This window comes from Kitasatospora sp. NEAU-CNBT7, from assembly GCF_057220535.1.
Genome location: NZ_JBXQQB010000114.1, coordinates 1 through 3,140, shown reverse-complemented (window position 1 = coordinate 3,140; position 3,140 = coordinate 1). Strand labels below are relative to the sequence as shown.

General features: G+C 59.9%; 2 protein-coding genes and 2 pseudogenes. 1 reads left to right on the top strand and 3 read right to left on the bottom strand.

Annotated elements, in window-relative coordinates; genetic code table 11:
* A partial coding sequence (locus AC2TEW_RS38780; RefSeq protein WP_484627834.1) for a transposase occupies window positions 1–267 on the bottom strand: 267 nt, incomplete at its 3' end.
* Window positions 268–665: 398 nt separating this feature from the next.
* On the opposite strand from AC2TEW_RS38780, the gene AC2TEW_RS38775 reads away from it, so the two are divergent.
* Window positions 666–1,988 carry a hypothetical protein gene (locus AC2TEW_RS38775; protein WP_484627833.1) on the top strand — a complete coding sequence of 441 codons (1,323 nt, stop codon included), beginning with the start codon at window positions 666–668 and terminating at the stop codon, window positions 1,986–1,988.
* Window positions 1,989–2,174: 186 nt separating this feature from the next.
* On the opposite strand, the pseudogene AC2TEW_RS38770 reads toward AC2TEW_RS38775, so the two are convergent.
* Together AC2TEW_RS38770 and AC2TEW_RS38765 are read right to left on the bottom strand one after the other, a co-directional pair.
* Window positions 2,175–2,590, bottom strand: a pseudogene (locus tag AC2TEW_RS38770) (transposase).
* 174 nt (window positions 2,591–2,764) lie between these two features.
* A pseudogene (locus AC2TEW_RS38765) lies at window positions 2,765–2,959 on the bottom strand (IS701 family transposase); the annotation flags it as partial.
* Window positions 2,960–3,140 lie beyond the last annotated feature (181 nt).

The window sequence follows — 3,140 nt, the reverse complement described above, 5'->3', positions numbered from 1 at the left end:
GACGCCGTTGCGGCTGTTGCCACTGCCCGCACCGGCCCGGTCGTGCTTCTCGTATCCGAGGTGGTCGGTGATCTCGCCCTCCAGAGCGGACTCCAGCACCCGCTTGGTCAGCTGCTGCAGCAGCCCGCCCTCGCCGGTCAACTGGAGCCCGCTCGCGCGGGCCCGGTCGACCAGCTGCCCGATCAACTGATCGTCCAACAGGTCCGCCGACAGCTCGACCGGCCGGACCTCTTCAACCGCCTCAACCGAGGCGATCACGTCGCTCATCAGGTGCTCTTCCTTGATCGGGAGATACACCGGTCACCGTACAGACCCCGTCTGCTCCGGTCGGGCGTGGACGGGCAGCAGGGCGAGGAGCTGGTCGCGGATCGGGTCGAGAATGCCCCGGTGATCATGAAGCATAGAGAACTCCATGATCGGGCCTGCCGCCAGCACCTGCAGTACCTACTGGCGGACGCTCAACGCCCACCCTCGCCGCGTGACAACCGACCGCGTGTCCGCCTTCACGGGCGAAGGCCCATCTGGGAAACGCCCAGCCAGTGGTCTTGATGGACGCTGAATCTAGGCCGCTCGGCCGCCCGATCGACTCGTGCGGCAGGACTTCATCGAGCCTACAATCCATGACTACTGCAATCTGAATCACCGATACCGATGAGGATTTCGAAATGAATCGAGCTCTCGTATTTTGCCATGGGATCTCAACAAAATTTTTCAATGGCACAAAAGATGTCCTAGTTCCGGAAGGTATTCGACTCAGCTTTCTTGCGCGGCCGGCTGAAGATCTTTCAGGAACCAGTGGACCGTCCATGATCTCGTCGGAGAATCCGGATGGCCTAATTTCCGAAACGGTCACGGGGGGGCATGGAAAGCTCACCCAAAACTACGACCTAGGGCCCGACGTCAGCGCCAGGGGCATTTTTGAAATGAACCTCGATTCATACGCAAGCTGTGCAGGATTCAATCTGTACTTCATCGGAAGCGGCCCATTGGCGAACTCGAGTTCCCTCTGCTCAAGTCCTGGAAAATGCAGGATTCAGGGGGGGCATGGAGTGTCTTGCACTGGAGTTCTCGGGATTCTGGCTGAGCAGGAAATAATTATGACAAACTGCAGATCAAGTCTCGCTCAGGCGGTATTGGATAAGCTGAGGATCAAGAAAGTAAAACAAACGGATCGCGAATCAAATCCCAAGGAGCGAGCCGCAATTAAGAGGATCCAGAAAAGGTCACTGGAGGCGCATAGTAAAAATCGACCAAATGATATCAAAATAAAGCCGGGGAGCAGTATGAAATTCCTGTCTGATCTCGCCGTTACGCATCCGGTGACGCTTGCAGGCGTGATGTGGAATAATGGATTTCCTGAGGCCTACAGCAAGCTCACTGCGGTAGATCCGGGCGGCTACCCCCTTGTGTCGCGGGCGCCTAGGCATGCTGTGCAAAATGCGTTCGGAGTTTCATATAATGAAATCCCCGTTCCTTCTTGCTTTGCGGAGTGCCTCGAGGGCGATTGGGCCGAGGCATTTCTCTATTGGCTTCAAAATTGTGGGCAGCTCAGGCAAGATGAATACAACTTCATGCTGTTCCTGGCGTCGGAACCGTACGAGAAACTTAAGAGAAACTCTGAATGCGAATGGCGTCTCGCGAGCTGGACTCTGGCTGACGCATTCTTTGAAATCCGCCAAGCTGTCGAAGGGCTTGGTATAATGGACATCGAACTCGCTGAACTTCAGATCGAACATGGATCGCTGAGGGGGTACTTTCAGCGGCTTGGTGACGCCGTCTTGACTCTGAGTGAAGATTCAATCGATGGGACGGAAGGTGAGAGGCGCTCGGCGCGGGATGAGCTGGAGAAGCTCTCTAGGGAGATGATGGAATTTGACCGGGAAATTAAGGTTGGCCCCGGAATGGCCAGGATTATCGGCGGATTCTCCATGGACTACAGGGAGGAAGTGGACGCCTATCGGCGAACTACTTCAAAGTCAAAATCTTGATTGATGAGCATGGGGAGGACAGTTTGGGTCGAAGCTCTGTTGATGTAAGTGAGCCTCTTTCATCCTGCGGGGAGGGTGAAATGGTTGGTCGGCGGGGGTGGGGTAACAGGCGAGGCTCCTGGTCGTTGCGTTGGTGTTCTCTACGCACCACGCTCTGACTGGGCGTTTCGTCCCTTGTCCTTATGCTCAGGTGCCGCGCCAGGTCGGGGTGGACTCGCCGGTGAGTCGGCGGGTCATGAGGCTGATCATCGCGACGTGGGCCATGGCTTCGGAGCGGGCGGGGAGGGCCTCGTAGTCCCGGGCCAGGCGGCGGTGGTTCATGAGCCGGCCGAAGGTCCGCTCGGCGACCCAGCGGCGGGGCTGGACGACGAAGCCCCTGGTGGTGGGGTCGCGGCGGACGATCTCGACGTCGATGCCGAGGGTGCACCGTGCTCGACGACGGCGGTCTTGTACCCCATGTCGGCCCAGGCCTTGCCGACAGTCGGGTGGTCGGCGGCGACCTGGGTCAGCAGCTGCCGGCCGGCGGCATCGTCCTGCACGCTCGCGGTGGTGACCAGCACAGCGAGCAGGAGGCCGATCGTGTCGGTGACGATGTTCCGCATCCTGCCGACGATCTTCTTCCCGGCATCGACGCCCTGCGAAGTGGCGGGAACGTTCGTGGAGGTCTTCACGCTCCGGGAGCCGAGGATGCAGGCCGTCGACTCGGGATCACGACCTTCGGCAATGCGGACCAGGCGTCGGAGGAGGCCGTTGAGGTGCTCGAACACCCCCTCTTGGATCCGGTCGGGGCTGCCATGGCCGGCCTCCTCGGGCACCGTCCAGCCGTTCTCTCGCTCCAGCGGCGCCAACAGGCCCCGCATGTAGGCCAGCGCCGACTCCCGCGACTCACTCCGCGCGAACCGGCGGGCAAACCGCTCATGCAGCCCGTCCGACCAGCGACGAGCATCGATCTCGGATATGTCCCCGCCCATGAACGGTCCAACGAGCGAACCCGACAACCGTCACGGTAAGCACCGTTGCAGTAGTAAGACGCCCCAGGAGTTCCGGCCCCCGAAGGCAACCGTGCGCACCGCACCCGACCCATATCCACCAGATTGGAGTCGGTGACGAAGTTAGGACGTAACGACGCCGGTTCCTCTCGTACTCCTCTCC